At 72.4% G+C, this 26,192-nt stretch carries 19 protein-coding genes and 1 riboswitch; of the genes, 13 read left to right on the forward strand and 6 right to left on the reverse strand.

Annotated elements, in window-relative coordinates:
* Nucleotides 1-14: 14 nt before the first annotated feature.
* The 7 genes from IE247_RS22635 to IE247_RS22665 all read left to right on the forward strand — a co-directional run bounded on the left by IE247_RS22635 (nt 15) and on the right by IE247_RS22665 (nt 9,680).
* A complete protein-coding gene (locus IE247_RS22635; protein WP_190125070.1) occupies nt 15-992 on the forward strand; it encodes a zinc-binding dehydrogenase in 978 nt (325 codons plus the stop codon).
* Between the two features lie 579 nt (nt 993-1,571).
* Complete coding sequence (locus IE247_RS22640; RefSeq protein WP_190125071.1) at nt 1,572-2,912, forward strand: DUF4192 domain-containing protein; 1,341 nt, start codon at nt 1,572-1,574, stop codon at nt 2,910-2,912.
* Between the two features lie 154 nt (nt 2,913-3,066).
* Nucleotides 3,067-3,831, forward strand: coding sequence for an NUDIX hydrolase (locus IE247_RS22645; protein ID WP_190125072.1), 765 nt, complete (start codon nt 3,067-3,069; stop codon nt 3,829-3,831).
* Between the two features lie 143 nt (nt 3,832-3,974).
* Complete coding sequence (locus IE247_RS22650; RefSeq protein WP_190125073.1) at nt 3,975-5,720, forward strand: ATP-binding cassette domain-containing protein; 1,746 nt, start codon at nt 3,975-3,977, stop codon at nt 5,718-5,720.
* 159 nt (nt 5,721-5,879) lie between these two features.
* Entirely contained in the window at nt 5,880-6,767 is an 888-nt protein-coding gene (locus IE247_RS22655; RefSeq protein WP_190125074.1) for a FadR/GntR family transcriptional regulator, read from the forward strand.
* 359 nt (nt 6,768-7,126) lie between these two features.
* Nucleotides 7,127-8,680: an RNA polymerase sigma factor gene (locus IE247_RS22660; protein ID WP_190125075.1), complete on the forward strand. Its 1,554-nt coding sequence runs from the start codon at nt 7,127-7,129 to the stop codon at nt 8,678-8,680.
* Between the two features lie 184 nt (nt 8,681-8,864).
* The gene (locus IE247_RS22665; protein ID WP_190125076.1) at nt 8,865-9,680 is read left to right on the forward strand and encodes a S1 family serine peptidase; all 816 of its coding nucleotides are present in this window, start codon (nt 8,865-8,867) and stop codon (nt 9,678-9,680) included.
* A 308-nt stretch (nt 9,681-9,988) separates the two neighbouring features.
* Here the strand turns inward: IE247_RS22665 and IE247_RS22670 are convergent, their stop codons facing one another.
* On the reverse strand, nt 9,989-10,219 hold the full coding sequence (locus IE247_RS22670; protein ID WP_190125077.1) for a DUF7455 domain-containing protein: 231 nt from the start codon (nt 10,217-10,219) through the stop codon (nt 9,989-9,991).
* A 434-nt stretch (nt 10,220-10,653) separates the two neighbouring features.
* Here IE247_RS22670 and IE247_RS22675 point away from each other — a divergent pair, with 434 nt between their 5' ends.
* Entirely contained in the window at nt 10,654-12,771 is a 2,118-nt protein-coding gene (locus IE247_RS22675) for a DNA gyrase/topoisomerase IV subunit B (RefSeq protein WP_190125078.1), read from the forward strand.
* A gap of 83 nt (nt 12,772-12,854) precedes the next feature.
* Here IE247_RS22675 and IE247_RS22680 read toward each other — a convergent pair whose 3' ends face one another.
* The 3 genes from IE247_RS22680 to IE247_RS22690 form a co-directional block, all read right to left on the reverse strand.
* Complete coding sequence (locus tag IE247_RS22680) at nt 12,855-13,535, reverse strand: DUF7342 family protein (RefSeq protein WP_190125136.1); 681 nt, start codon at nt 13,533-13,535, stop codon at nt 12,855-12,857.
* A gap of 71 nt (nt 13,536-13,606) precedes the next feature.
* Nucleotides 13,607-15,277, reverse strand: a complete 1,671-nt coding sequence (locus tag IE247_RS22685) for an ATP-binding protein (RefSeq protein WP_190125079.1) — start codon at nt 15,275-15,277, stop codon at nt 13,607-13,609.
* Nucleotides 15,278-15,340: 63 nt separating this feature from the next.
* The gene (locus IE247_RS22690; RefSeq protein ID WP_190125080.1) at nt 15,341-16,627 is read right to left on the reverse strand and encodes a citrate synthase; all 1,287 of its coding nucleotides are present in this window, start codon (nt 16,625-16,627) and stop codon (nt 15,341-15,343) included.
* A 103-nt stretch (nt 16,628-16,730) separates the two neighbouring features.
* Here IE247_RS22690 and IE247_RS22695 point away from each other — a divergent pair, with 103 nt between their 5' ends.
* Together IE247_RS22695 and IE247_RS22700 are read left to right on the forward strand one after the other, a co-directional pair.
* Nucleotides 16,731-17,906, forward strand: coding sequence for a citrate synthase/methylcitrate synthase (locus IE247_RS22695; RefSeq protein WP_373305600.1), 1,176 nt, complete (start codon nt 16,731-16,733; stop codon nt 17,904-17,906).
* A gap of 12 nt (nt 17,907-17,918) precedes the next feature.
* Nucleotides 17,919-19,052, forward strand: coding sequence for a CobW family GTP-binding protein (locus IE247_RS22700; protein ID WP_190125081.1), 1,134 nt, complete (start codon nt 17,919-17,921; stop codon nt 19,050-19,052).
* A gap of 81 nt (nt 19,053-19,133) precedes the next feature.
* Here the strand turns inward: IE247_RS22700 and IE247_RS22705 are convergent, their stop codons facing one another.
* Nucleotides 19,134-21,584, reverse strand: a complete 2,451-nt coding sequence (locus tag IE247_RS22705) for a DNA gyrase/topoisomerase IV subunit A (protein WP_190125082.1) — start codon at nt 21,582-21,584, stop codon at nt 19,134-19,136.
* 234 nt (nt 21,585-21,818) lie between these two features.
* Between IE247_RS22705 and IE247_RS22710 the strand changes: the two genes are divergently transcribed.
* From IE247_RS22710 to IE247_RS22720, 3 genes are all read left to right on the forward strand, one after another.
* Nucleotides 21,819-23,204, forward strand: coding sequence for a M16 family metallopeptidase (locus IE247_RS22710; RefSeq protein WP_190125138.1), 1,386 nt, complete (start codon nt 21,819-21,821; stop codon nt 23,202-23,204).
* A gap of 26 nt (nt 23,205-23,230) precedes the next feature.
* On the forward strand, nt 23,231-24,598 hold the full coding sequence (locus IE247_RS22715) for a M16 family metallopeptidase (RefSeq protein WP_190125139.1): 1,368 nt from the start codon (nt 23,231-23,233) through the stop codon (nt 24,596-24,598).
* Nucleotides 24,599-24,808: 210 nt separating this feature from the next.
* A riboswitch (cyclic di-AMP (ydaO/yuaA leader) is annotated at nt 24,809-24,971 on the forward strand.
* Nucleotides 24,972-24,984: 13 nt separating this feature from the next.
* Complete coding sequence (locus tag IE247_RS22720) at nt 24,985-25,761, forward strand: M23 family metallopeptidase (protein WP_190125083.1); 777 nt, start codon at nt 24,985-24,987, stop codon at nt 25,759-25,761.
* Between the two features lie 74 nt (nt 25,762-25,835).
* Here the strand turns inward: IE247_RS22720 and IE247_RS22725 are convergent, their stop codons facing one another.
* Nucleotides 25,836-26,117 carry an HPr family phosphocarrier protein gene (locus IE247_RS22725; RefSeq protein ID WP_190125084.1) on the reverse strand — a complete coding sequence of 94 codons (282 nt, stop codon included), beginning with the start codon at nt 26,115-26,117 and terminating at the stop codon, nt 25,836-25,838.
* Nucleotides 26,118-26,192: the final 75 nt, after the last annotated feature.

Raw genomic sequence — 26,192 nt, forward strand, 5'->3', positions numbered from 1 at the left:
CGGAAGGAACGACCATGCGTGCTGTCGTGCTGCATCAGTTCGGTGCCCCCGAGAACCTCCGTTTCGAGACCGTGCCCGATCCCGTTCCGGGCGGCGGTCAGGTTCTCATCGAGGTGAGGGCGGCGGGTGTTCATCTGATCGAGACGGCGATGAGACAGGGGCTGGACATCGGACCGCCGCTTCCGGAGCTCCCGGCGGTCCTCGGAGGAGAGGTGTCCGGTGTGGTGGCGTCGGTCGGGCCGGATGTGGACGCGGCCTGGGTGGGTGCCGAGGTGGTCACCGCGCACAGCGGCCCGGGGGGCTACGCGGAGCGGGTCGTCGCTTATGTGCCGTCGCTGCACCGCGTTCCGGCCGGGCTGGATCATGAGGCCGCCGTCGCCATGGTCGTCACCGGCGCCACCGCCGTGGGCCTCCTCGGCGTCGCCGCCCTCACCCGCGACGACGTCGTCCTGGTCACCTCCGCCGCCGGCGGCGTCGGACGCCTGGTCGTGCAGTTCGCCCGCCATCGCGGCGCCACGGTCGTCGGCGCGGCCGGCGGACCGGAGAAGACGGCGGCGGTACGGGAGCTGGGGGCCGATCTGGCCGTCGACTACAACCGCCCCGACTGGCCGGACGCCGTCCGCGCGGGGCTGGGCGAGCGACGGGTCACCGCCGTGCTGGACGGAGTCGCGGGCGAGAAGGGCCGGGCCGCCTTCGAGCTGCTGGCCGAGGGCGGGCGGTACGTCAGCATCGGGGCGTCGTCGCGCGAGGACTTCCTGCCGGACGAGGCGGAGCTGAAGGCGCGGAGGGTGACCTTCATCGACGCCCTGGCCCTGCTGCTGGAGGGGCAGGACGCGCCCGCCGACGAGGCCCGCGCGCTGGCCGCGGCCGCCGACGGGACCATGGTGCCCTCGGTCCAGGCCTTCCCGCTGTCGCGGGCCGCCGAGGCGCACGCCGCCCTTGAGGCGCGGGAGACGACGGGCAAGGTGGTTCTCGTCCCGGACGCCGGCTGACGGCCGAGCGGCTTCCCCGGTGACGGCCGAGCGGCTTCCCCGGGCGCCGGGGAGCGGCGGCGGACCCGCCGTTTCCCGGCCCGCGCCCGTGCCGCGCGAGGCCCGCTTCCGGGAGCGGGAGGCGTATGACGAGGCGCGGGAGCACGGTGAGGTGCTGCCCCATGTCGAGGTGGAGGAGACCGCGAGGATCGTCGTGGGGGTTACGCGGGCATCAACCTCATGACTCGGATCACCGGCAGGCCGGAGGATCTGGAGGCCATGGCCGGCGCGTTCCACCGCCATGTGCTCCCGGGTATCGCGGACCCCGGGACGCTTGTCGCGCTCGACACGGCTCCCGACCGCTCCGGCGCGTCTGACCGCCGCCGCGCCGGAGCGGTCGACGGGCGGGGAGTCCGCGCCGCCCGGGTGACACAGCCGATCACGTTCCGCGCAGGTCATGTCCCCATGCAACCCGATGCCGCCGACAGCGCGCCAACGCGGCGTCCGAGCCTGTGGACAACCTCGTCGGACAGAAGTCGGCCGGGAGCGAGTTATCCACAGGGGGTCGCGGGCTTCTCCGGAGCGCGAGACCGTCGGGTCATGAACAAGCACCATGAACCCACCGGACGTGCCGACGACCCCCGGATCACCCTGCGGGGCCCCGCCGAACTGGCCGACGCGCTGCCGTACATGCTCGGCTATCACCCGACCGACTCCGTGGTGATGGTCGCGCTGCACGGCAGCCGGGGCCGCTTCGGCGGGCGGGTGAGACTGGGCATCCCCCGCGCGGAGAAGGAGTGGCCGCCCGTGGCGCGACAGCTCGCGGAGTGTCTGATCGAGGGGAGCGAGCGGCGGGGCGGCCGTCCCGACGGCATCGTTCTCTTTCTCTGCCAGGACCCCGCCGAGGGGGAGACCGGGCACCGGGTCATGGAGCGGCTGAGGCCGCTCGCGCAGTCGCTCCGCACCGCCTGCGGCGGGCTCGACGTACCGGTGTACGAGGCGCTGTGCGTCTCCGGCGGCCGCTTCTGGTCCTACTGCTGCCCCGACGAGCGCTGCTGCCCGCCGGAGGGGAATCCGCTGGCCGTTCCCGGGACTTCGGTGATGGCGGCGACGGCCGCCTACGCGGGGATCCGGGTGCGCGGCTCGCTGCGCGACATGGAGGCCGGACTCGAACCGCTGACGACTCCGGCCGCCGCCGCCGAGCAGCGGCGGGCGCTGGACGGGGCGGCCCTGGCGCTGGTGCCGAGGATCCTCGACGGGAAGCGGCGGCGGGAGGTCGCCCGGGAGACCATCGACCTGGCCCGCACCGTGATGGAGCGCATGGCGAAGTCGCCGGGACCGCCCGGCGGGCCGGAGGCGGATCTGGCGGACGACGGTCTCGTCAGCCCCGGCGAGGCGGCCGCGATGATCATCGGCTTGCAGGACCGGGAGACCAGGGACAGGGCGGCGGAGTGGATGGAGGGGGCGGAGGCCCGGTCCGCGCTCAGGCTCTGGCGGGCGCTCTCCCGCCGCTGCGTCGGCCCCTACGCCGAGCACGCGGTGGCCCCGCTCACCCTCGCCGGCTGGGTCTCCTGGTCCACCGGCGACGAGCCCGCCGCGCGGGTCGCCCTCGGGCTGGCCCTGAGCAGGGATCCCGAGTACGTCTTCGCCCGGCTGCTGCACCAGGCGTGCAACGAGGATCTGGATCCGGAGACGCTCCGCGAGTGCCTTCGCCAGGAGAGGGAGGCCCGGGAGGCGGCGGCCGCCCCGGATCCCACCGCCCGTCGCGGCGGCGGCCGGCCCGGCGTCCGGCGGCGCGGGGCGCCCGCCGGGCCCGCGGGGGCGCGAAGGCCGCGCGGGGCGGCGCGGCCGAGGGCCCGGGGCACGGCGCGCCCGCCGGGGCGCGCGGGGCGGGGGAGCGGCCGCGAGACCCGGCGGGAGGAGGGGAGGAGCCACCGATGAGCGGGCGCTCGCCGCGACCCCCGCGCTCGTCCCGGCCGGGGCGGCGCGGTGCCGCCCCGGCAGGCCGGCGGAGTCCGGCGGGCGGCCCGAGAAAGGAGGGCCCAAGGGTGACGAAAGGAGTGTTTATCGTCAGGCAGACGACTATGATCACGGCATGTCTCCCTACGACCCGTCGGCCTTCCCGCCCTTCGCCGTCACCGTCGACCTGGTCGTGCTCACCGTGCGCCGTCACGCCCTGTGCGCGCTGGTCGTCCGCCGGGGGGAACCGCCCTTCCAGGGCCGGTGGGCGCTGCCCGGCGGCTTCGTCAGGGACGACGAGGACCTCGCGACCGCCGCCGCGCGGGAGCTCGTGGAGGAGACCGGCCTCTGCGCCCACGACCCCGCCTCCCCGGCGCCGGGCAACGGCGCGCACCTGGAGCAGCTCGCCACCTACGGCGACCCCCGGCGGGATCCCCGGATGCGGGTCGTCAGTGTCGCCCATCTGGTGCTGGCCCCCGATCTGCCGGCCCCTCGGGCGGGCGGCGACGCGAACGGCGCGCGGTGGGCGTCCGTGACCGACCTGCTCGGCCGGGAGGACCCGGCGGGCCGGGCGGGGGAGGAGGCCGAGCCGCTGGCCTTCGACCACGCGGTGATCCTGGCCGACGGCGTGGAGCGCGCCCGCTCCAAGATCGAGTACTCCTCGCTGGCCACCGCGTTCTGCCCGCCCGAATTCACGGTCGGCGAGCTGCGGCGGGTGTACGAAGCGGTCTGGGGCGTGGCCCTGGACCCGCGCAACTTCCACCGCAAGGTCACCGGCACGCCCGGGTTCCTCGTCCCGTCCGGCGGGACGACCACCCGCCAGGGCGGCCGTCCCGCGCAGCTCTTCCGGGCGGGCGGGGCCACCGTGCTCAACCCGCCGATGCTGCGCCCCGAGGTCTGAGCCGCCCGGGGCCGGGCGCCCCGGGCCGGGTCTGACACCCGGGTGCGCTCGGCTGCGCCAGAAGTCCGAAATGTCGCGTTATCTTGCTGCGGTACCCGCCTGCCGCCGAGCGGTCACCCGTCCGCACCTTTGCGAGAGAAGCGATGCTCCAGGCCATCGGACTGACCAGCGCCCCCCGGCGGGACCTCCCGCCCGCCGTCCACGACCTCACCTTCGACGCGCCGCCCGGCCGGGTCACCGCCCTCCTCGGCGCTCCCGGCTCCGGCAAGTCCACGGCGCTGCGCCTGATGCTCGGCATCGAACCCGGCCGGGGCGAGACCTACTTCCGGGGCAGCCCCCTCCACCGCGTCGCCCACCCCGCCCGCGAGGTCGGCGCGCTCCTCGGAGACGTCCCCGGCCATCCGGCGCGGACGGTCCGGGGCCATCTGCGCATGCTCTGCGCCGCCGTCGGGGCGCCCCCGGCCCGCGCGGACGAGGTGCTCGAAGCCACCGGCATCGCGGGCCTCGCCCACCGGCGGCTCGACACGCTCTCCCTCGGCGCGGACCGCAGACTCGGAGCCGCCTGCGCCCTCCTCGGAGACCCCCACGCACTCATCCTCGACCAGCCCGCCGCCGGTCTGCCCCCGGCCGAGCTCCAGTGGTGGCACGGGCTGCTCAGGGCCCACGCCGACCGCGGCGGCACGGTCCTGTGCACCACCGACGACCCCCGGGACGCGCCCCGGTTCGCCGACCGCGTCGTCACCGTCGAGGCGGGCCGCCTCGTCGCCGACCAGACCGCCGGCGAATTCGCCCGGACCAGACGGCGGCCCCGCGTCGCCGTCCGCACCCCGCACGCCGCCCGCCTCGCCGACCTCGTCCGGCGCGAGGCGCGCGCCGCCCGCCGCCCGGTGGAGGCGGTCACCGAGGACGGCGGCCTCCTCTCCGTCTACGGCAGCAGCTGCGCCGAGGTCGGCGAGACCGCCTTCCGCCACGGAGTCCCCGTCCATCTGCTCGCCGACGAACCCGGCACCGCCGCCCCGGCTCCGGTCCCGGCTCCGGACGGGCCGCCGCGACCGCCCGCCCCCCACCCCGGCCGGGCGGCGCTCCCGGCCCAGGCCCAGGCCCCGGCGCCCGTCGCGGCCGGTCCCGCGCGCCCGTTCCGCTACGAGCTGCTCCGGCTCCTCGGAGTCCGTACCGCCGCCCTGATCGCCGCCGCGGCGGTCGCCGCCTCGCCCGTCTGCTGCGTACTGCTCGCCCGCTCCCGGGGCACCGATCTGACCACCGCGCTCGCCGCCTGGCCCGACCTCCTTCCGCTGCCGCCCGCCGCCTTTGGCGCGGGCGTGATCGGGGCGCTCTCCTTCGGCGAGGAGTTCCGCCACCCCGCGCTCGCCGCCGCCCTCGGCACCACACCCCGCCGGGCCGGTCCGCTGGCGGCCAAGCTCGCGGTGACGGCGGCCGTCGCCCTCCTGGTCGCGGTGGTCGCCGCCGCCGCCGGGGCCTGGGCGCTGCGTCTCGTGTACGGGAGCGAGGCGGCCGCGCTGCCCGACGGCTGGCCCGCCCTGCTCGCCGGCTGGTGCGCCCTGTCGGTCGGCTGCGCCTGGGCCGGGCTGCTCGCGGCCGGGGTCTTCCGTCTCACGGCGGCCGGGGTGGCCGCCGTTCTCGCCGTGCCGGTCCTGGTGGCCCCCCTGGTACGAGGGGCCCTGGCCGTCCCCTCGGCCCGGCCGGCCGACGGTCTGCCCGGCAGACTCCGGGAACTGGCCTGGACACGGCTGCCCCGGCAGGCGGACGACTGGCTCTCGGCCGGGGTACACGCGTTCGCCCAACCTGTCGGTGTGGCGCTGATGTTGTCGCTGTCTGTTCTCATCTGCGCGTACATGTTCATCGGCCGTCGTCGCGGTACCCCTTGGTGAGCATGATCGACCGGCGATTGGCGATCTGCTCATAACTCCCTTGAGTACGCCCGTTTCTTTCCGATAAGGCGTCAATTGTGGGGGAAGCGCCGATCACCCTTTCGTGTGCTTTTCACCAAAGACCTCAAGGGGTGCGGGAGCCGGGCCGACAAAGGATGCGTGAGTACCCTTGCGCACACCATGATGACCGCCGCCCGCCCCGCCGACTCCGGCCTCGCCGGCCCGGGCGAACTCGACCGATACCCCTACGCGGAATCGCCCGGAGCCGACCGCGTCGGCCCTCCCGTGTGGGACGGCTCCGACGTGGAGCTGGGACGGGTCGGCCGCCGGGCGGCAGGCAGCCGGGGCCGCGGGCTGCACGGCCAACTCGTCCAGCAGCTCGGCCAGATGATCGTCTCGGGCGACCTGGGAGCGGACCGCCCGCTCGTCCCCGAGGAGATCGGCCAGCGCTTCGAGGTCTCCCGCACCGTCGTGCGCGAGTCCCTCCGCGTCCTGGAGGCCAAGGGCCTGGTCAGCGCCCGCCCCAATGTCGGCACCCGGGTCCGCCCGGTCAGCGACTGGAACCTGCTCGACCCCGACATCATCGAATGGCGGGCCTTCGGCCCGCAGCGCGACGACCAGCGCCGCGAACTCTCCGAGCTGCGGTGGACCATCGAGCCCCTCGCCGCCCGGCTCGCCGCCGGCCACGGCCGCGAGGACGTCCAGCAGCGGCTCGGCGACATGGTCGAGATCATGGGCCACGCGCTCGCCCAGGGCGACGGGATCACCCTCTCCCGCGCCGACACCGAGTTCCACGCCCTGCTCATCCAGCTCGCGGGCAACCGGATGCTGGAGCACCTCTCCGGCATCGTCTCCTCCGCCCTCCAGGTCTCCGGCTCCCCGGTCACCGGCTGTGACCGCCCCAACGAGGTCTCGCTCGCCCACCACGGACGGATCGTCGACGCCCTCGCCGCGGGCGACTCGTACGCCGCCGAGTCCGCGATGCGGCAGCTGCTCACCGTCCACCCGGATGTCGAGCGGTCGGTGCCCGCCCCCCGCGAGCACTGAGACCCTCCCCCGGCCGGACGGCCGGGGCGCCGAGGGGTGCGGAGCCGTAAGCACCGAGTGTCGCCGGGCATCCCGCGGGGTCCGGCGGCACGATTGTGTGCTGATCGCCCCATATGAGGGTTTCGCCGCGAATCGGGTGTGACTCGGGCCACGCCGATTCGACGTAACACTCCTCGAAACAGGGCGATGACCTAAGAGGTGACAGCCGAGGAGGGAATACAGCAGCCGTTCATGGCGCTGTCTTGTTCCAGCTGAGGTTCCGCCCGCGCCACCGGCACATCCGTAGCCCGGTGGTCGTCGGCTCCGGCCCGATCATGGGTGGGGCCGGAAGCCGTATCCATCGTTCCGAGAGGTTGTTCGTGTCGGCCAGCACATCCCGTACGCTCCCGCCGGAGATCGCCGAGTCCGAGTCTGTGATGGCGCTCATCGAGCGGGGAAAGGCTGATGGGCAGATCGCCGGCGATGACGTGCGTCGAGCCTTCGAGGCCGACCAGATTCCGTCAACCCAGTGGAAGAACGTTCTGCGCAGCCTCAACCAGATCCTCGAGGAAGAGGGTGTGACGCTGATGGTCAGTGCCGCGGAATCGCCCAAGCGCTCACGCAAGAGCGTCGCGGCGAAGAGCCCGGCGAAGCGCACCGCCACCAGGACCGTCGCTGCCAAGACGACGACGAGGACGGTCGCGGCCTCCACCGCGTCGACGGGCGACTCCGTCGACGCGTCGGCCGGCGACGACGGCACGGCGACAGCGCCTGCCAAGAAGGCCGCCGCCAAGAAGACGGCGGTCAGGAAGACCGCGGCCAAGAAGACCGTGGCGAAGAAGGCCGTGGCCAAGAAGGGGTCCAAGAAGGACCTGGACGAGGCCGGCGAGGGCGAGGAGCTGCTCGACGACGTCCAGCCCGGCGCCAAGGGCGACGAAGAGGAGTCCGAGGGCGAGAACAAGGGCTTTGTCCTGTCCGACGAGGACGAGGACGACGCTCCCGCGCAGCAGGTCGCGGTCGCCGGCGCCACCGCCGACCCGGTCAAGGACTATCTGAAGCAGATCGGCAAGGTCCCCCTGCTCAACGCGGAGCAGGAGGTCGAGCTGGCCAAGCGCATCGAGGCCGGCCTCTTCGCCGAGGACAAGCTCGCCAACGCCGACAAGCTCGCGCCGAAGCTCAAGCGCGAGCTGGAGATCATCGCCGAGGACGGCCGCCGCGCCAAGAACCACCTGCTGGAGGCCAACCTCCGCCTCGTGGTCTCGCTGGCCAAGCGCTACACCGGCCGCGGCATGCTCTTCCTGGACCTGATCCAGGAGGGCAACCTGGGTCTGATCCGCGCCGTGGAGAAGTTCGACTACACCAAGGGCTACAAGTTCTCCACGTACGCCACCTGGTGGATCCGTCAGGCGATCACCCGCGCCATGGCCGACCAGGCCCGCACCATCCGTATCCCGGTGCACATGGTCGAGGTCATCAACAAGCTCGCCCGTGTGCAGCGCCAGATGCTCCAGGACCTGGGCCGCGAGCCCACCCCGGAGGAGCTGGCCAAGGAACTCGACATGACCCCGGAGAAGGTCATCGAGGTCCAGAAGTACGGCCGTGAGCCGATCTCCCTCCACACCCCCCTGGGTGAGGACGGAGACAGCGAGTTCGGCGACCTGATCGAGGACTCCGAGGCGGTCGTACCGGCCGACGCGGTCAGCTTCACCCTCCTCCAGGAGCAGCTCCACTCCGTGCTCGACACCCTGTCCGAGCGTGAGGCGGGCGTGGTCTCCATGCGCTTCGGCCTCACCGACGGCCAGCCGAAGACCCTGGACGAGATCGGCAAGGTCTACGGCGTGACGCGCGAGCGCATCCGTCAGATCGAGTCCAAGACCATGTCCAAGCTGCGCCACCCGTCGCGTTCGCAGGTGCTCCGCGACTACCTGGACTAGCGGCGCCCGGTGGCCCCGACCAGGGGTCACCAAAGCGTCATGACCGACTGAACCATGTGAAATCGGTCGTCACAGGGCCCGGATTCCGCCAGGAATCCGGGCCTTCGCCGTGTCCGGGCGTGCGGACCGCGAGATGCTGTCTGACTCTGAGTGTGCCTCCGTTCGCGCAGAGTCAGGAGAACCCATGCGCCGTCCTCTCGTCCGAGCCCTGACCGGGGCACTGGCCCTGATCCCAGCGGGGGCCCTGGCGCCGCTGGCATCGCCCGCCCCGGCCGCCGCCGACAGCATCGTCGTGGGCGGCTTCGCGGCACGGGCCGCCGACACCCCCTGGGTGGTCGCGCTCTCCAGCCGTGACCGGTTCGGGGGAACGCGCGGGGGCCAGTTCTGCGGCGGGGTCCTGGTCGCCCCGACCAAAGTGATGACCGCCGCCCACTGTCTGAGCCGGACCGTCCTGGGCGGCGAGGTGGGCGATCTGCCGGATCTCCGGGTCGTCAGCGGGCGCACCGAGCTGGCGAGCGACGAGGGCAGGGAGACCGGGATCGCCGGCAGCTGGGTCTCGCCGGACTACGACCCGGCCACCAACGGCTCGGACCTGGCGGTGCTCACCCTCGCCGAGGCGCTGCCCGCGTCCCAGGTGATCCCGGTGGCCGAAGCGGCCGACCCCGTGCACAGACCGGGCACCGGCGCCACGGTCTACGGCTGGGGCGACACGACCGGCGAGGGCGACTACGCGACCTCGCTGCGCGCGGCCCCGGTGAGCGTGCTGCCCGACGCGGACTGTGAGAGGGCCTATCCAGGGGGCCTGGGCGGCCGCTACACGGCCTCCACGATGCTCTGTGCGGGAGATGCCCGGGGCGGCCACGACGCCTGCCAGGGGGACAGCGGAGGGCCTCTGGTGGCCGACGGCAGACTCATCGGCCTGGTCTCCTGGGGCAGCGGCTGCGGCCGGGCGGACAGCCCGGGCGTCTACACCCGGGTGTCGGCCCTCGCGGTGCCGTAGTCGCCGCACGGCCTGTACGGACGTAGCCGGTACGGGGCCCCGGGGCTCCGGCGCGCTCCGGCGGTGATGCCGCGGGGGTACGGCGGGGGCGGTACGGGGCGCTGCACTCATCGGCGTACCGGGGCCGGAAGGGCCGCGGGCCGGGCCCGGGAGGCCGGGCCGGGGGGTCGGTGACAGCGGGTGAAGGCGCTGACCGCGGTACGTGCGGTGGCCGCGGTACGAGAGCGGGCGGTCGCCCCTGATCTCTCAGGGGCGCCGCCCGTCAGCCGGTCCGGGACCGGCCTTAGCTCGTCGTGGATGCAGAGGCGTCAGTGTTCCTCTTGGCCGGCACCGGCCGGAACGGCCGTGAGTCGGTCGGTCTCATCCTGTATTTCCGCGGCGATCTTCTTGAGTTCCGGCTCGAACTTGCGCCCGTGGTGAGCGCAGAAGAGCAGTTCACCGCCGCTGGTCAGGACGACGCGCAGGTACGCCTGGGCGCCGCACCGGTCGCAGCGGTCAGCGGCCGTCAGGGGGCTCGCGGGGGTCAGAACAGTAGTCACGTCGCCTCTTCTCTAGCTCGACGAGCTGTCGTACCAGGGTCAACATCCAACCAGTCCCAAAACGTTCCCGCTCGGGGCTTTTCCCTGAAAACTTCTTCCGGGGAGGCTGTCTGCTACCGGGTGGCGGCGAATGAGCCGTATTGCTGTGCTCTACGGGTTTCGCGTCGTTTGTCTCATTTAGCCCTCCCGGCTGGCTTGCCGGTTGTTGTTGAGGACGTGCCCGGAGCCTAAATGGTTCATGCCTCGAAGGGAACGTGATGTTCGCGTCACTCCATCGAGGGATCGAACAGGCATACGACGCTGGACTAGCATAAGGAATCATCAGGGTGGCGTTACATCGGCTCTACCAGGCCTCGGTACCCTCTGACCCGGCGACCGACGCCGGGGCCTTACCCCACGAGGCCACATCTGAAATTCAGCGAGGAGCGAACCGCGTGACCGCCGAAACGTCCGTGCCGTCCACAGCGCTGCTGACCGCAGAGCGTGACGGCTCCAACTACACCGCGCGGCACCTGCTCGTCCTTGAAGGTCTCGAAGCGGTCCGCAAGCGCCCCGGCATGTACATCGGCTCCACCGACAGCCGCGGTCTGATGCACTGCCTCTGGGAGATCATCGACAACTCCGTCGACGAGGCCCTGGGCGGCTACTGCGACCACATCGAGGTCATCCTCCACGACGACGGCTCCGTCGAGGTCCGGGACAACGGCCGGGGCATCCCGGTCGACGTGGAGCCCAAGACCGGCCTCTCCGGCATCGAGGTCGTCATGACCAAGCTGCACGCCGGCGGCAAGTTCGGCGGCGGCTCCTACGCCGCCTCCGGCGGTCTGCACGGCGTCGGGGCCTCCGTGGTCAACGCCCTCTCCGCCCGGCTCGACGTCGAGGTCGACCGGAGCGGCGCGACCCACGCGATCAGCTTCCGCCGGGGCGTCCCCGGCAGCTTCGCCGGCCCGGACCCCGAGAGCGCCTTCTCCCCGGCCAACGGGCCCCGGAAGGGCAAGCGGGTGCCCAGGACCCGCACCGGCACCCGGGTGAGGTACTGGGCGGACCGCCAGATCTTCCTCAAGGAGGCCAAGCTCTCCCTGGAGACGCTCTACCAGCGCGCCCGCCAGACCGCCTTCCTGGTGCCCGGCCTGACCATCGTGGTCAACGACGAGCGGGATTTGGAGGGCCAGGGCAAGAGCCAGGAGATCTTCCGCTTCGACGGCGGCATCAGCGAGTTCTGCGAGTATCTGGCCCAGGACCGGGCCGTCTGCGACGTGCTCCGGCTGACCGGACAGGGCACCTTCAAGGAGACCGTCCCCGTCCTCGACGACCGCGGCCACATGACCCCCACCGAGGTCACCCGTGAGCTGGGCGTCGACATCGCCCTGCGCTGGGGCACCGGGTACGAGAGCAAGATCAAGTCGTTTGTGAACATCATCGCCACCCCCAAGGGCGGCACCCATGTCACCGGCTTCGAGCGTTCGATCACCAAAACGGTGAACGAAGTGCTCCGCTCCGCCAAGCTGCTCCGGGTCGCCGAGGACGACATCGTCAAGGACGACGCCCTGGAGGGCCTCACCGCGGTCGTCACCGTCCGGCTGGCCGAGCCCCAGTTCGAGGGGCAGACCAAGGAGGTGCTGGGCACCTCGGCGGCGAACAGGATCGTCGCCAATGTCGTCGCCAAGGAGCTCAAGGCCTTTCTGACCTCCACCAAGCGGGACGCCAAGGCCCAGGCCCGCGCCGTGCTGGAGAAGGCCGTCGCCGCCGCGCGCACCCGGATCGCGGCCCGTCAGCACAAGGAGGCGCAGCGCCGCAAGACGGCTCTGGAGTCCTCCTCGCTCCCCGCCAAGCTCGCCGACTGCCGCAGCGACGACGTGGAGCGCAGCGAGCTGTTCATCGTCGAGGGAGACTCCGCGCTCGGTACCGCCAAGCTCGCGCGGAACAGCGAGTTCCAGGCGCTGCTGCCGATTCGCGGCAAGATCCTCAACGTTCAGAAGTCCTCGGTCTCGGACATGCTGAAGAACGCCGAGTGCGGTGCGATCATCCAGGTCATAGGGGCCGGCTCCGGCCGTACCTTCGATCTCGACGCCGCGCGCTACGGCAAGATCGTCCTTCTGGTCGACGCCGATGTCGACGGCGCTCACATCCGCTGTCTGCTGCTCACGCTCTTCCAGCGGTACATGCGGCCCATGGTGGAGGCGGGCCGGGTCTTCGCCGCCGTGCCGCCGCTGCACCGGATCGAGCTGGTCCAGCCCAAGAAGGGCCAGGACAAGTACGTCTACACCTACTCCGACAGCGAGCTGCGGCGGACGCTGCTGGAGTACCAGCGCAAGGGGGTCCGCTTCAAGGACTCCATCCAGCGCTACAAGGGCCTCGGCGAGATGGACGCCGACCAGCTGGCCGAGACGACGATGGACCCGCGCCACCGCACCCTGCGCCGGATCAACATCGGTGATCTGGAGTCCGCCGAGGGCGTCTTCGACCTGCTGATGGGCAATGAGGTCGCTCCCCGCAAGGAGTTCATCACCAGCTCCGCCGCGACGCTGGACCGCTCCCGCATCGACGCCTGAGCCGAGGGCGGGACGCCGAGGCCAGGACGTTCGAGGTCACGGCCCGAGGTCACGGCCCCCGGGGCGTGACCTCGGACCTCGGCTCAGCCGCTCGCCGACCAGAGATAGCGGTGTTCGGGCCGGCCGGTCTCGCCGTACTTGAGGCTGAGCCGGACCCTGCCCGTGCGCTCCAGCAGCTTCAGATAGCGCTGGGCGGTCTGCCGGCTCACCCCGGAGCGCTCGGCGATCTCCTGGGTGGACAGCGGCCCCTCGGCCGCCAGCAGTACCTGCCGCACCACCTCGGCGGTGGTGGGGGAGTGCCCCTTGGGCAGGTCCGGGGTGATCGAACCGGCCGACAGCGCGCCGAAGATGCGGTCCACCTCGGCCTGTTCCGCCTCGCCGCCCCGGCCCAGGGTGCGGCGGAGTCCCGCGTACGCCTCCAGTTTGGTGCGCAGCCCGGCGAAGTTGAACGGTTTCACCAGGTACTGGAGAGCGCCGTGGCGCATCGCGGCCTGGACGGTGGCCACGTCGCGAGCGGCCGTCACCATGATCACATCGGTGTGGTGGCCGAGCCCGCGCAGCTCCCGGACGACCGCGAGGCCGTTTCCGTCCGGCAGATAGTGGTCCATGAGGATCAGATCGGCGGGGGAGTCGGCGATCCGGGCGAGCGCTTCGGCGGCCGAGTGGGCCACGGCGGAGACCCGGAAACCGGGCACTTTGGCGACATAGGCCGCGTTGATTCCCGCGACACGGACGTCGTCGTCCACGACCAGGACGTCGATCACCTCATGGGCCGCCGCGGCCCCGCCGGCCTGCTGGGGACGGGCCGGGGCCAGTCCTCGCGTCCATCCGTCGTTCATCGTGCCTCCGCGGTGCCGGCGGGCTCGGGCTCGGGGTCCGGCTCGGTCCCGGTCAGATCGCTCAGGGCCTCGGGGAGCACCACGACGAACTCCGCGCCGCCGCCCTCGGCCTCGCGGACCCGGGCGCTGCCGCCCTGGCGCTCCGCGAGCCGTCGCACCAGCGCCAGACCGAGGCCGCGCTTGCCGTGGGCCGGCAGCTCCTTGGTGGTCCAGCCCTCGGTGAAGATCAGTTCGCGCTGTTCGGCCGGGACGCCGGGGCCGCTGTCGGCGACCCGGAGCACGGCGGTGCGGCCCTCGGAGTGCATCTCGACCTCGATCCTCGGGTCGGCGGACCCGCAGGCCGCGTCCATGGCGTTGTCCACGAGATTGCCCACGACCGTGACCAGTCCGCGCGGGTCCACCAGCCGGTCCGGCAGCAGGGTCTCCGGGGCGAGCCGCAGGGAGACGCCGCGCTCGGCGGCCACCGTCGCCTTGCCGACCAGCAGGGAGGCCAGCAGCGGGTCGTGGACCTTCTCGGTGACCTGCTCGGCGGTGGCCCGGTGCACCCCGACCACCTCGGTGACGAAGTCGACGGCCTCCTCGTGCATCTCCAGCTCCAGCAGCCCGAGCAGGGTGTGCAGCCGGTTGGCGTGCTCGTGGTCCTGGGCGCGCAGGGCGTCGATCAGGCCGTGGGTGGAGTCCAGCTCCCGGCCGAGCTGCTCCAGCTCGGTGCGGTCGCGCAGGGTGGCGACCGCGCCGCCGTCGTGCGTGGGCATCCGGTTGGCGATCAGCACCCGGTGGCCGCGCACGGTCACCAGGTCCTCGCCGGTGACCCGGCCCGTCAGTACGTCGGTGGTGCGGCCCTCGCCCAGCAGCTGTTCGAGCGGCAGCCCCCGGCCGTTGGACTCCAGCCCGAGCAGCCGCTGCGCCTCGTCGTTCATCAGCCGGATCCGGCCCTTGGGGTCGAGCGCGACGACGCCCTCGCGGATCCCGTGCAGCATCGCCTCACGCTCGGCGAGCAGTGCGGAGATATCGGAGAACGCCAGGTCATGGGTCTGCCGCTGGAGTCGGCGGGAGATCAGATAGGCGGCGATCGCGCCGGCGGCCAGTGCGCCGCCCGCGTACAGCAGCAGTCCGGGGATGGCGGAGAACAGCCGGTCGCGGACGCTGTCGTACTCGATGCCGACGGAGACCGCGCCGATGATCCGGCCCTCGTCGTCGTGGAGCGGGACCTTCCCCCGGGCGGAGCGGCCGAGGGTGCCGCTGTCGATCTCCATCACCTCGCGGCCCGCGAGAGCGGCGCTGGGGTCGGTGGAGACCACCTTGCCGATCTGGTCCAGGGAGGTGTGCGACCAGCGGACTCCGCTGGTGTCCATGACCACGACATACTCGGCGTCGGTGGCCCGGCGGATCCGTTCGGCCTCGGCCTGGACGGGGCCCGTGGCGGTGGGACGGGTGTGGGTGAGCCCGTTGACGATCTCCGGGGAGGAGGCGGTCTGGGCGATGGCGAGCGCCCGGCGCATGGCCTGATCGTCCAGCTGGGCGCTGAGCGGCGCGAGGAAGAAGCCGGTCGCCAGCACGGTGACCCCGGTGGCGATGGCCAGCTGCATCAGCAGGACCTGCGAGAAGACCCGCTGGGGCCAGCCCAGGCGCAGGCGTCTGGGCGGGGCTGTGGGTTCGGGTCTCATGCTTAAGAACGGTAAACGGCTCCGAGGCCTTTCCGAAATTCGACCTTCGAAGATGTCTTCGAATCAGGGGCGGGGATCCGTGCCGGAGGGCGGCGGCACCGGGGGGCGGCGGCCGGTGTAGTGGCCGCTGACCCGGAGGCGGAGGGAGCGTTCCCCGTACTCCTCCAGGGCGTGGGCGATCCAGCCCGCCGTGCGCGCGACGGCGAAGATCGTCTCGCCGGCCTCGGGCTTCATCCCCGAGGCGGCCGACAGCACCGCGAGCGCCAGATCCACATTGGCGTTCAGCTCCGTCTGGCGTGCGGCCACCGCCTCCACCTCGCGGGCGGCCTCCAGCGCGGCCCGGGCGGACGGGATCCGCTCCAGCACGGTGAAGAGGGCCTCCGCGCGCGGGTCCCGGCCCGGATAGAGGCCGTGCCCGAGCCCCGGCACCCGCCGTCCGGCCCGCAGATGGTCCGCGACCACGGGGCCCGCGCCGCCCCGCTCCAGCACCTCCGCGAGCATTCGGTGCGCCAGTCCGCTGGCGGCTCCGTGCAGGGGTCCGTCGAGCGCGCCGAGCCCGGCCGAGACCACGGCGTACGGATGGGCCCTGGTGGACGCCGCCACCCGGACGGCCAGCGTCGACGCGGCCAGGTCGTGGTCGATGAGCAGGGCCAGCGCCATGTCGAGCGCCGCCAGGGAGGCCTCGTCGGGGTCCTCGGCGGTCAGCCGGGGCCAGAGGCGGAAGGCGATGAGCCGCTCCCTGTCGTCGCCGGGCTCGGGGGCGCCCGGGCGGCCGACGGCCTCCGGGAGCGCGTCGACGAGCGTCGGGATCAGCATTCTGGCGCTGCCGAGCACCGCGTCCCGGCCGAGGTCGAAGCGGACCGGATCGGTGATCGCGGCGGCGATCACCGCCGCCCGCAGCCGGTCGGCCGAGCCGCTGCCCCGGGGCAGCGCGGCCATCGCGCGGCGGGCCGCCGCGAGCGCCTCCGGAGGGGCGGTGAAGCGGGTGCCGGGTGTCAGCGTGCCGGTCCAGAGCCAGTCGGCGATCTCCTCGTAGTGGTGCCGCCGGGCCAGCTCGGTGGCGTCCACCCCGCGGAAGTAGTACCGGTCCCGGTCGATCAGCGTGATGCCCGTACGGATCCGGCCGCCGGCCTCGCCGCCCGCCGGGGGCTCCCGGCGGCCCCTGCGGGCGAGCGCGTCGACCTCCCGGCCGTCGAAGGTGCTGCCCCGCCCGCCCGGCTCGCGGTGGCTGGTGAGCTGCCCCCGGCTGACATAGGCGTACAGCGTCGCGGGCTTCACCCCCAGCCGTTCGGCCGCCTCGCGGGTGGTCAGCCGCTCCGTGCCGCCCGCCGCCGCACCATGATCCGTCATGTGCACACCGTACACACTCCCTCTTCATATTGATTCAATCAATATTGACACTCCATGAGTCAAGAGTGGAGAGTCGAATCAACTTTTGAGTGAGGAGAACTCCGTGAACGCCATCGACAGCAGCACCGCCGTGGCCACCGCCGTGGCCGCCGTGCCCCGGGGGCTCGCCGGCGTCGTCGTCACCGACACCGCCCTGGGGGACGTCAGGGGCCGTGAGGGCTTCTACCACTACCGCCAGTACTCGGCCGTCGACCTCGCGCGGAGCAGGGGATTCGAGGACGTCTGGCATCTGATGCACCACGGACGGCTCCCGGACGCGGCCGAGCGCGACGCCTTCCTCGCCCGCACCGCCGCCCTGCGCGAGGCCCCGGCGGAGATCCGCGACGCCCTCCCCGCCATCGCCCGGGCGAGCGCCCCCTCCGGCCCGCTCGCCGGGCTGCGGACAGCCCTCTCGCTGCTCGGGGCCTCCGCCGGGATGCGCCCCGTGTACGACCTCGACGCCGAGGCCCGCGGCGCCGACGCCCTCGCCCTCTGCGCCCTCGTACCCACCCTGCTCACCGCGCTCCACCGGCTCGGCCGGGGCCTGGAGCCGGTCCGTCCCCGCGAGGACCTGCCGTACGCCGCCAACTACCTGTACATGCTCACCGGCGCCGAGCCGGACCCCGACCGGGCCCGGGCGATCGAGCGGTACCTCATCTCCACCGTCGACCACGGCTTCAACGCCTCCACCTTCACCGCACGGGTGATCGCCTCCACCGGCGCGGACGTCGCCGCCGCGCTGACCGGCGCGATCGGGGCGCTCTCCGGGCCCCTGCACGGCGGCGCGCCCAGCCGCGCCCTGGACACCCTCGACGCCATCGGCACCCCCGACCGGATCCGGCCCTGGATCACCGAACGCGTCCTCGCGGGCGAGCGGATCATGGGCTTCGGCCACCCCGTCTACCGCACCGAGGACCCGCGCTCACGGATGCTGCGCTCCATCGCCGAGAGCTTCGGCGGCCCGCTGGTGGAGCTGGCCGTCCAGGTGGAGCGGGAGGTCGTCGCGATCCTCGCGGAACTCAAGCCGGGCCGGGAGCTGCACACCAATGTGGAGTTCTACGCCGGGGTGGTCATGGAGCTGTGCGGACTGCCGCGCCAGATGTTCACCCCCACCTTCTGCGCGGCCCGCACGGTCGGCTGGAGCGCCCATATCCTGGAGCAGTCGGCGGACTCGAAGATCATCCGTCCGGCGGCCCGCTACAGCGGACCGCCCCCGCCGCAGCCCGTACCCGCAGTCTGAGAGAGGCCACAGGTGAGCCCCGTCCCCGCGCCGAGCGACCAGATCCCCGTCATCGTCCTGACGGGCTTCCTCGGATCGGGCAAGACCACCTTGCTCAACCATCTCCTGAGGGCCTCCCGCGGCACCCGGATCGGCGCGATCGTCAATGACTTCGGCTCCATCGAGATCGACGCCATGACCGTGGCCGGACAGCTCGGCGACTCCACGGTCTCCCTCGGCAACGGCTGTCTGTGCTGCGCCGTCGACGCCAGTGAACTCGACGTCTTCCTGGAGAAGCTCGCCCGCCCCGCCGCCCGCCTCGATGTGATCGTGATCGAGGCGAGCGGACTCGCCGAGCCGCAGGAACTCGTCCGGATGGTGCTCGCCAGCGAGAACGAGCGGATCGTGTACGGCGGGCTCGTCGAGGTCGTCGACGCGGCCGAGTACGAGTCCACCCGCGAGCGGCACCCCGAGATCGACCGCCATCTCGCCGTCGCCGATCTGATCGTCCTCAACAAGACCGACCGGGTCGGCGCGGCCGGACTCGACCGGCTGCGCACGGCGCTCGGCACCGGGACGGCGGTCGTCGAGGCCGTCCACGGCCGGGTCGACCCTGAACTGTTCTTCGACCGCAGACCGGCCGCCGAGCGGGTGGGACAGCTCGCCTTCGAAGAAGATCTGCTGGACGAGGACGACAACGGCGGTGACGGCGAGGGCGACGGCTGCGGGGTCCGCGGCAGCCACGCTTCCCACCTGCACACCGGATACGAGAGCGTCTCCTTCACCACGCCGGAACCGCTGCATCCGCGGCGGCTGCTGGAGTTCCTCGACGCCCGCCCCGAAGGGCTCTACCGGATCAAGGGATTCGTCGGCTTCGGCCCGGCCGATCCGCGCAACCGGTACGCCGTCCACGCCGTCGGGCGGTTTCTGCGCTTCTACCCCGAGCCCTGGCCGGCCGGTGCCGAACGCCTCTCCCGGCTGGTGCTGATCGGCTCCGGGATCGACGGCCCCGGCCTGCTCAAAGGCCTCGACGCCGCCCGGGTCACCTCCCCGGCGGACCAGCCCGACGAACGGAGCCTCTGGGGCGTCCTGCGGTATGTGCCCCGACCGGGGGACGGCGCGGACGCCGAGGATCCCGAGAACGACATGGACCCCGAGGCTTTCTAGCCGTCCCACCCCGGTACGCCGGTACGCCACCCCGGTACGCCGGTGCGCGCCGCCGTCGGGCGCGCACCGGTGGTACGGGACTCAGCTCGCCGGCCCCGCCAGCACCGCCACGTCCGACAGCGGCGGTGTGCCCGAGCCGTCCCGGCGCGGATCCGGCTCGGGGAGCCGCGAGGGGGTGCCGTTCTTCTGTGCCGCGCGGGCCGGGGCGGGACCCGCCCAGGCCAGCAGCAGGATGTCCTCGCCCTTCAGGAAGCGCTGGCAGCGCACCCCGCCGGTGGCCCGGCCCTTGCGCGGATACTGATCGAAGGGAGTGAGCTTCACCGAGGTCACCGAGGCGTCAAGCGCGCCCGTCGAGCCCGCCGCGGTGAACACCGCCGCGTCCGCCGCCGGATCCACCGCAGTGAACGAGAGCACCCGGGCCCCGTCGGCCAGCTTGATGCCCGCCATGCCGCCCGCCGCCCGGCCCTGCGGCCGGACCTGCGAGGCCGGATAGCGCAGCAACTGGGCGTCGGAGGTGATGAAGACCAGATCCTCCTCGCCGGTGCGCAGCTCCGCGCCGCCGACGATCCGGTCACCGTCCTTGAGGGTGATGACCTCCAGCTCCTCCTTGTTCGCCGGATAGTCCGGCACCACCCGCTTCACCACACCCTGGAGCGTGCCGAGCGCCAGCCCGGGCGAGGTCTCGGAGAGCGTGGTCAGACAGATCACGCTCTCGCCCGCCTCCAGCGAGAGGAACTCGGAGAGCGGCGCGCCGCCGGAGAGATTCGGCGCGGTCGCGGTCTGGGGCAGCTGAGGAAGGTCGATCACCGCCAGCCGCAGCAGCCGCCCGGCCGAGGTCACCGCGCCCACATCGGCCCGCGCGGTCGCCAGCACCGCCGAGACGATCAGATCGTGCTTGGCGCGCCCGGCCCCGGGCTCCGGGAGGGGCTCGCCCGTCGCCGTGCGCGCCAGCAGCCCGGTCGAGGAGAGCAGCACCCGGCACGGGTCGTCCGCGACCTCCAGGGCCACCGCGGCGACCGGGGCCGCCCCCGACTCCAGCAGCACGGTGCGCCGCTCGGTGGCGAACTTCTTCGCGACCGCCGCCAGTTCCCCCGAGACCAGCTTGCGCAGCTCGGCGTCCGACTCCAGGATCCGGGTCAGCGCCTCGATCTCCTCGGTCAGCCGGTCGCGCTCGCTCTCCAGCTCGATCCGGTCGAACCGGGTCAGCCGGCGCAGCGGGGTGTCCAGGATGTACTGGGTCTGGATGTCGCTGAGGGAGAAGCGCTCGATCAGCCGCTCCTTGGCCTGCGCCGAATTCTCGCTGGAGCGGATGAGCCGGATCACCTCGTCGATGTCGATCAGCGCGACGAGCAGGCCCTCCACCAGATGCAGCCGGTCGCGACGCTTGCCGCGCCGGAACTCGCTGCGGCGGCGGACCACGGTGAAGCGGTGGTCGAGATAGACCTCCAGCAGCTCCTTGAGCCCCAGGGTCAGCGGCTGGCCGTCCACCAGCGCCACATTGTTGATGCCGAAGGACTCCTCCATCGGCGTCAGCTTGTAGAGCTGCTCCAGCACGGCCTCCGGCACGAAGCCGTTCTTGATCTCGATGACCAGACGGAGCCCGTGGGACCGGTCGGTGAGGTCCTTCACATCGGCGATGCCCTGGAGCTTCTTCGAGCCGACCAGGTCCTTGATCTTGGCGATCACCTTCTCGGGGCCCACCGAGAACGGCAGTTCGGTGACGACCAGGCCCTTGCGGCGGGCGGTGACGTCCTCCACCGCCACCGTGGCACGGATCTTGAAGGTGCCCCGGCCCGAGGCGTACGCGTCCTTGATGCCGGACAGGCCCACGATCCGGCCACCGGTCGGCAGATCGGGACCCGGGATGAAACGCATCAGCGTCTCCAGGTCCGCGCCCGGGTGCCTGATCAGATGGCGGGCCGCGGCGACGACCTCGCCCAGATTGTGCGGCGGCATATTGGTCGCCATGCCGACCGCGATCCCGGACGAGCCGTTGACCAGCAGATTCGGATAGGCGGCGGGGAGTGCGACGGGCTCCCGCTCCTGGCCGTCGTAGTTCGGCGAGAAATCGACCGTGTCCTCGTCGATCGACTCGGTCATCAGCGAGGTGGCGTCCGCCATCCGGCACTCGGTGTACCGCATGGCGGCCGGCGGGTCGTCATTGCCCAGCGAACCGAAGTTGCCGTGGCCGTCGACGAGCGGGACGCGCATCGAGAACGGCTGGGCCATCCGCACCAGCGCGTCATAGATCGACGCGTCACCGTGCGGATGCAGCTTGCCCATGACCTCGCCCACGACCCGGGCGCACTTCACATAGCCCCGGTCGGGCCGGAGCCCCATCTCGTTCATCTGGTAGACGATCCGGCGCTGCACCGGCTTCAGACCGTCACGGGCGTCGGGCAGGGCACGGGAGTAGATCACCGAGTAGGCGTACTCAAGGAAGGAGCCCTGCATCTCGTCGACGACGTCGATGTCGAGGATCCGCTCCTCGAAATCTTCGGGCGGCGGGGTTTTCGTGCTGCGGCGGGCCATCGCGGCTGCTGCTCCTTCACGTACCGGATCGGGAACTGACGCGGACCATTGTGTCCCGTCCCACTGACAACACCCGACGCGACCCGGGCGGACGTGCCCGGACGGGTCCCGCGGGCCGCCGAAAGGGACCGGCCGGAACCCGGGAACTTCGCCAGCTGTCAGCCCGCGTGCATACAGTGGCGGTGCTGGGAAAACAACACCCCAAGCATCGCGATCGAAGGGACGTACATGCCCATGGGTCACACGGCCACAGCGCAGGCCGGATCGGGCGGCCTGACAGCCACGGAGCACCGGCTGGCCAACGGCCTGCGCGTGGTGCTCTCCGAAGACCATCTGACGCCGGTCGCCGCGGTCTGCCTCTGGTACGACGTGGGCTCGCGCCACGAGGTCAAGGGCCGTACCGGACTCGCCCACCTCTTCGAGCACCTGATGTTCCAGGGCTCCAAGCAGGTCCACGGCAACGGCCACTTCGAGCTGGTGCAGGGCGCCGGTGGTTCGCTCAACGGCACCACCAGCTTCGAGCGCACCAACTACTTCGAGACCATGCCCACCCATCAGCTGGAGCTGGCACTCTGGCTGGAGGCGGACCGGATGGGCTCCCTCCTCGCCGCGCTCGACGACGAGTCGATGGAGAACCAGCGCGACGTCGTCAAGAACGAGCGCCGCCAGCGCTACGACAACGTTCCTTACGGCACCGCGTTCGAGAAGCTCACCGCCCTCGCCTACCCCGAGGGCCACCCGTACCACCACACCCCCATCGGCTCCATGGCCGACCTGGACGCCGCCACCCTGGAGGACGCCCGCGCCTTCTTCAGGACCTACTACGCGCCGAACAACGCGGTGCTGTCGGTCGTCGGCGACATCGACCCGGAGAAGACGCTCGCCTGGATCGAGAAGTACTTCGGCTCCATCCCCTCCCACGACGGCAAGCAGCCCCCGCGCGACGGCTCCCTCCCGGAGAACATCGGCGAGCAGCTCCGCGAGGTCGTCGAGGAGGACGTGCCGGCCAGGGCCCTGATGGCCGTCTACCGGCTGCCCGAGGACGGCACCCGCGAGTGCGACGCCGTCGACCTGGCGCTCACCGTCCTCGGCGGCGGCGAGTCCTCCCGGCTCCACAACCGGCTGGTACGCCGGGACCGGACGGCCGTGGCCGCCGGGTTCGGGCTGCTGCGGCTCGCCGGGGCCCCCTCGCTGGGCTGGCTGGACGTGAAGACCTCAGGCGGCGTCGAGGTCCCGCAGATCGAGACCGCCGTCGACGAGGAGCTGGCCCGCTTCGCCCAGGAGGGCCCCACCTCCGAGGAGATGGAGCGCGCCCAGGCCCAGCTTGAGCGCGAATGGCTGGACAGGCTCTCCACCGTCGCCGGCCGCGCCGACGAACTGTGCCGTTACGCGGTGCTCTTCGGCGACCCCCAGCTCGCGCTGACCGCGGTCGAGCGCGTGCTCGACGTCACCGCCGACGAGGTCAGGGCGGTCGCCGCCGCCCGGCTGCGCCCGGACAACCGCGCGGTGCTGGTGTACGAACCGGTCGCCGCCGCCGAGGGCGACCGGCCCGACCAGGAGGCCCCGGCGGACTCCGACACGACCGAGCAGAGCGACGACGAGGAAGGGGCGCGCCAGTGACCGACACCGCCGAGCCGCTGACCACCATGGAGTTCCACCCGCAGCCGCAGGCGGGACAGGCCAGGCCCTGGGCGTTCCCCGCCCCCGACCGGGGCACTCTGGACAACGGCCTGACCGTGCTGCGCTGTCACCGCCCAGGACAGCAGGTGGTGGCCGTCGAGCTGAATCTCGACGCCCCGCTCGACGCCGAGCCCGAGGGGCTCGACGGGGTCGCGACCATCATGGCGCGCGCCCTCTCCGAGGGCACCGACAAGCGCTCCGCCGAGGAGTTCGCGGCCGAGCTGGAGCGCTGCGGGGCCACCCTCGACGCCCACGCCGACCATGCCGGCGTCCGGGTCTCGCTGGAGGTGCCGGTCTCCCGGCTGACCAAGGCGCTCGGGCTGCTCGCCGAGGCCCTGCGCGCACCCGCCTTCCTCGACAGCGAGATCGAGCGGCTGGTGCGCAACCGGCTGGACGAGATCCCGCACGAGAGCGCCAACCCGGGCCGCCGCGCCGCCAAGGAGCTGTACCGCCAGCTCTTCCCGGCCTCCCTGCGGATCTCCCGCCCCCGGCAGGGCACCGAGGAGACCGTCGCCCGGATCGACTCCGCCGCCGTGCGCGCCTTCTTCGACGCGCATGTCCGGCCCGCCACCGGCACCGCCGTGATCGTCGGCGATCTGACCGGGGTCGACCTCGACGCCGTGCTCGCCGAGACCCTCGGCGAGTGGACGGGCGACACCGCCGCCCTCCGCCCGGTGCCCGCGGCCGTCGCCGACGACACCGGCCGGGTGGTCATCGTGGACCGCCCCGGCGCGGTCCAGACCCAGCTGCTGATCGGCCGGGTCGGCGCGGACCGCCACGACCGGGTCTGGCCCGCCCAGGTGCTCGGCGCGTACTGCCTCGGCGGCACCCTCACCTCCCGGCTCGACCGGGTGCTGCGCGAGGAGAAGGGCTACACCTACGGTGTGCGCGCCTTCGGCCAGGTGCTGCGCTCGGCCCCCGACGGCTCGGGCACGGCGCTGCTCGGCATCAGCGGCTCGGTGGACACGCCCAACACCGGCCCGGCGCTGGAGGACCTCTGGAAGGTGCTGCGGACGCTCGCGGCCGAGGGGCTCACCGACGCCGAGCGGGATGTCGCCGTACAGAATCTGGTGGGCGTGGCCCCGCTGCGGTTCGAGACGGCCGCCTCCGTCGCGGGGACGCTGGCCGACCAGGTCGAGCAGTACCTCCCCGACGACTACCAGGCCCAGTTGTACGTCCGGCTGGCCGAGACCGGCACCGTGGAGGCGACGGCCGCGGTCGTCAACGCCTTCCCCGAGGACCGGCTGGTCACGGTGCTCGTCGGGGACGCCGGGCAGATCGCCGAGTCCGTCAAGGCGCTCGGCATCGGCGAAGTGACCGTTGTCACCGGCTGATTGAGGTCGCGGAGGGAACCCCGGCGGTGACGGCCCGCCGGGGTTCCGCCGTTTGATAGTTAAATGCCCCTTTTGATGGCTGATCAGGTGGAAGCTAGCCGTCTGCCCTGTGGCATGTGCAACAAAAATCGCTCTCTGTTTGGCGAAGGAAAGCCCGCGCGCATAGCGTCGGTCCGGCTGTTCGCCCGCTGTACGCCGCACTCGTGGCACGGGCAGCCATCGCCGAATCCCCACAGGGCGCGAGCCCGGGGAGCCGGGGACCCACCGTCCCCAGGGGTGAATCGTGTGCCTTCGCGTCCGTGCGGAGGGACGCGTAGGAGACCTTCCTGCTCCGAACCCGTCAGCTAACCCGGTAGGCGAGAAGGAAGGAAAGGATCAGCCTCTCCATGGCGTTGACCCGCCCCACCGGGAAACACCGTGCCCCGAGCCGTATGACGCGCCGGAGCGCGACCATCGCCGGAGCCGCCACCATCGCCACCACCGGGGTCTGCGGAACCCTCGCCACCCCGGCGGTCGCCGCCGAGACCGGCACCACAGCGTCCATGGAGGACACCGGGACCACCCTGATCCTCGCCGCCGACGCCGAGGCCGACTCCCTCGCCGACGAGGTCGCCGACCAGGCCGCCACCCAGCAGCGCGCGGCCGTCGCCCGGGTCGAGGCCGCCGAGGAGGCCGAGCGCCGCGCGGTGGCCCGCGCCCTGGAGATCCGCGAGGCCGAGGCCCGTGCCGAGCGTGAGGCCGAGCGCAAGCGGCTCAACGCCTTCCAGCTCCCCATCGCCGGTTCCCACATCTCCACCGGCTACCAGACCGGCGGCTCGCTCTGGTCCTCCGGCAGCCACTCCGGCATCGACTTCCACGCCTCCTACGGCACCTCCGTGGTCTCCGTCGGCTCGGGCACCGTCGTGGAGGCCGGCTGGGGCGGCGCGTACGGGAACAACGTCGTGATCCGGATGAACGACGGCACCTACACCCAGTACGGCCATCTCGCCTCCGTCGGTGTGGCCGTGGGCCAGGCCGTCGTGCCGGGCCAGCAGATAGGCCTCGCGGGCTCCACCGGCAACTCCACCGGGACGCATCTCCACTTCGAGGCCCGCACCGGCTCCGAGTACGGCTCGGACGTCAACCCGGTCGCCTATCTCCGCGCCCGGGGCGTCTCCCTCTGACAAAAAGCGAAGCCGTGGTGTCCCGCGAACGGGACACCACGGCTTCGCTCCGCCCCGGGGCGGTCAGGGTCGGGTCAGACCGTCTCGGGAAGCTCTTCGAGGCCCTCGGCGACCAGCTTCGCCAGCCGGTCCAGCGCGGCGTCGGCGCCCTCGGCGTCGGAGGCCAGCACGATCTCCTCGCCGCCCTGGGCGCCCAGACCCAGCACCGCGAGCATGGAGGCCGCGTTGACCGGGTTGCCGTCGGCCTTGGCGATCGTGACCGGAACGCCGGAGGCCGTCGTGGCCCGGACGAAGATGGAGGCGGGTCGGGCGTGCAGGCCCTCGGCCCAGCCGACGGTGACGCGGCGCTCAGCCATAGTGTTGCCCTTCGGGGTAAATCGGTTGTCTAGACCAGTGTGCCATGGTACGGGACCAGCAGGCCGCCGTACGCT

It is taken from the genome of Streptomyces inusitatus, assembly GCF_014651115.1.
Taxonomy (GTDB): domain Bacteria; phylum Actinomycetota; class Actinomycetes; order Streptomycetales; family Streptomycetaceae; genus Streptomyces; species Streptomyces amakusaensis.

What these genes read in the sequence shown, in the direction of transcription:
- IE247_RS22705 (WP_190125082.1), bottom strand. Translation starts at nt 21,584, where the DNA reads ATGGCCCGCCGCAGCACGAAAACCCCGCCGCCCGAAGATTTCGAGGAG.
- IE247_RS22635 (WP_190125070.1), top strand. Translation starts at nt 15, where the DNA reads ATGCGTGCTGTCGTGCTGCATCAGTTCGGTGCCCCCGAGAACCTCCGT.
- IE247_RS22690 (WP_190125080.1), bottom strand. Translation starts at nt 16,627, where the DNA reads ATGACGGATCATGGTGCGGCGGCGGGCGGCACGGAGCGGCTGACCACC.
- IE247_RS22720 (WP_190125083.1), top strand. Translation starts at nt 24,985, where the DNA reads ATGGCGTTGACCCGCCCCACCGGGAAACACCGTGCCCCGAGCCGTATG.
- IE247_RS22650 (WP_190125073.1), top strand. Translation starts at nt 3,975, where the DNA reads ATGCTCCAGGCCATCGGACTGACCAGCGCCCCCCGGCGGGACCTCCCG.
- IE247_RS22640 (WP_190125071.1), top strand. Translation starts at nt 1,572, where the DNA reads ATGAACAAGCACCATGAACCCACCGGACGTGCCGACGACCCCCGGATC.
- IE247_RS22685 (WP_190125079.1), bottom strand. Translation starts at nt 15,277, where the DNA reads ATGAGACCCGAACCCACAGCCCCGCCCAGACGCCTGCGCCTGGGCTGG.
- IE247_RS22725 (WP_190125084.1), bottom strand. Translation starts at nt 26,117, where the DNA reads ATGGCTGAGCGCCGCGTCACCGTCGGCTGGGCCGAGGGCCTGCACGCC.
- IE247_RS22710 (WP_190125138.1), top strand. Translation starts at nt 21,819, where the DNA reads ATGGGTCACACGGCCACAGCGCAGGCCGGATCGGGCGGCCTGACAGCC.
- IE247_RS22665 (WP_190125076.1), top strand. Translation starts at nt 8,865, where the DNA reads ATGCGCCGTCCTCTCGTCCGAGCCCTGACCGGGGCACTGGCCCTGATC.
- IE247_RS22645 (WP_190125072.1), top strand. Translation starts at nt 3,067, where the DNA reads ATGTCTCCCTACGACCCGTCGGCCTTCCCGCCCTTCGCCGTCACCGTC.
- IE247_RS22715 (WP_190125139.1), top strand. Translation starts at nt 23,231, where the DNA reads ATGGAGTTCCACCCGCAGCCGCAGGCGGGACAGGCCAGGCCCTGGGCG.